The sequence below is a fragment of the Spiroplasma sp. ald genome (genome assembly GCF_044714355.1).
Lineage (GTDB): Bacteria > Bacillota_I > Bacilli_A > Mycoplasmatales > Mycoplasmataceae > Spiroplasma > Spiroplasma phoeniceum.
On record NZ_RXFY01000030.1, the window covers coordinates 1 to 2,460 of the forward strand.

At 27.3% G+C, this 2,460-nt stretch carries 2 protein-coding genes; both read left to right on the top strand.

Annotated features, from left to right (window positions below):
* The first annotated feature begins 503 nt into the window (after positions 1 to 503).
* A complete protein-coding gene (fba, locus tag EHU54_RS02515) occupies positions 504 to 1,394 on the top strand; it encodes a class II fructose-1,6-bisphosphate aldolase (protein ID WP_400248770.1) in 891 nt (296 codons plus the stop codon).
* Positions 1,395 to 1,413: 19 nt separating this feature from the next.
* Positions 1,414 to 2,226, top strand: a complete 813-nt coding sequence (gene budA, locus EHU54_RS02520) for an acetolactate decarboxylase (protein WP_400248771.1) — start codon at positions 1,414 to 1,416, stop codon at positions 2,224 to 2,226.
* Positions 2,227 to 2,460: the final 234 nt, after the last annotated feature.

Genomic DNA, 2,460 nt, shown 5'->3' on the forward strand with positions numbered 1-2,460 from the left:
GGAACAACGATTGCAACTTATCATCCTGAACCAGGAATGGATGGTAAATTTTTACAACATTTAAAAGTACATGGGCGTAATAAAATGGAATGTGTTAATTGCCATAAATTAATTGATAAAATTTTTGTCAATGGACGAGGAACTTATTTTTGTAATTATTGTCAAAAATTAAAATAAAAAGGCATTCCTTGTTTAGAAATGCCTTTTAGAAAAAAATATTTACTAACGGATACCTATCTTTGGGTATTACCTTTTAGGAGGCCCATCCATCAGGTAATGATAAGCTCTGTTTGTTTACTATATGTTGCCATATAGTACTTTATTTATAACACGGGATTTTTAAAAAAGAGGATAAGAATTCTAAAAATTATATTTTTTTCTTTTTTTTGGTAAATTTTGGTAAATTAGGTAAATATTAATAAATTCCTTTGTTTTATATTATTTTTTAAAATAAAAAGTTTATAATATTATCGTAATATTTTATATTAGAAGGGAAAAGAATTATGGGACAAAAATATCATGCTAGATTAGTTAATGCTAGTGAAATAATTAAAAAAGCACATCAAAATAAATATGCTGTTGGTCATTTTAATATTAACAACCTAGAGTGAACAAAAGCTTTATTAGAATCTGCGCAAGCAACAAAAACACCAATTATTTTAGGAGCTTCAGAGGGAGCGATTAAATATATGGGAGGTTATAATTTAGTTGTTGCGATGGTTAATGCGTTATTAGACTCATTAGACATTACTGTTCCAGTAGCATTACATTTAGATCATGGTCAATCAGTAGAAACTTGTAAAATGGCAGTTGATGCTGGTTTTTCCTCAGTGATGTATGATGGTAGCCACCACCCATTTGTTGAAAATCTAAAAAATACAAAAGAAGTAGTAGCATATGCAAAAACAAATGGTATATCAGTTGAAGCTGAAATTGGTACAATTGGTGGAGAAGAAGATGGTGTAGTTGGTGCTGGTGAAATTGGTGATCCAAAAGAAGCTGCGGAAATGGTAGCAACAGGAATTGATTTTCTTGCTGCAGGAATTGGAAATATTCATGGTCCTTATCCAACTGGATGACCAGGTTTAAATTTTCAACCTTTAGAAGATATTCAAGCTGCTGCAAAAATTGGAATGGTTTTACATGGTGGTAGTGGAATTCCGCAAGAACAAGTTAAAAAAGCAATTTCATTAGGAATTAGTAAAATAAATGTTAATACTGAACTACAAATTGCATTTGCTGCTGCAACAAGAAAATATATTGAAGAGGGAAAAGACAAACCAGAAAATGGGAAAGGGTTTGACCCACGAAAATTATTAAAACCTGGATATGAAGCAATTAAAGCAACATTTGATGAATTAACATCATGGTTTGGATGCAAAGGTAAAGCATAAAAAACATTTCAAGAATGAAATGTTTTTTTCTTTAATTTTATGTTTAAATAATGTTAATAAACAATTTCAACAAAAAGTTTACTTAGAAAAAGGAGTTTTATTAGTTATGATTCAAAAATTTAGTAATTTTTATCAATTTTCAACAATAACAAGTTTAGCTGCTGGTAATTTTGACGGTATGATTAAGCTTGGGACGTTATTAAAGCAAGGTAATTTTGGATTAGGAACTTTTGACCATTTAGATGGTGAATTAATTGTGCTAGATGGTGTGGGATATCAATTAAAATCAGATGGAACAGTTAATGAAGTTACGGCAAGTATGACAAGTCCATTTGCTGTTATGGCATTTTTTGAAGAACATCAAAAAATTAATATTTCACAACTAACTAGTTATGAAGAAATTCAGCAAGTTATTGTAGATAATTTACCAAGTTTAAATTTATTTTATGGGATTAAAATTAATGGTTTATTTTCGGAAATAAAAACAAGAACTGTTTCATGGCAAGAAAAACCATATCCAACTTTATTAAAAGCATCAGAACAACAAGGAATTCTTAATGCTAAAAATATTAATGGTGATATTGTTGGTTTTTGAACTCCATCTTTTGCCAATACATTGGGAGTTAATGGTTTCCATTGCCATTTTATTAATACTGAAAAAAATACTGGAGGTCATATTTTTGATTTTCAATTAGATTCAGGTACTATTGAAATATGCTATTTTTCAAAAATTAACTTAGAATTACCCACAAATAAAGAATATTTAGAAACAAATTTAATGGCTTTTGAATTACAAAACGAAATTGAATTAGCAGAAAATGCAAAAAAATAAAATTATCTTAAATCTTAAAGTTCTTAATTAAGAACTTTAAGATTTTTTTATTTAAATTTATATTTTTAAAATAAATTTATAATTTAAGGATTTATATTATAAAATTAATATGTAAAGTAAAAACTATGAAATTAAATTTTTAAATAATAGACTTCTTGCATAACCTAGTTATTTTAAAATTCCTATAAAATATATTTAAAATAGAAATTATAGGAATCTAAAATTATGAAATTT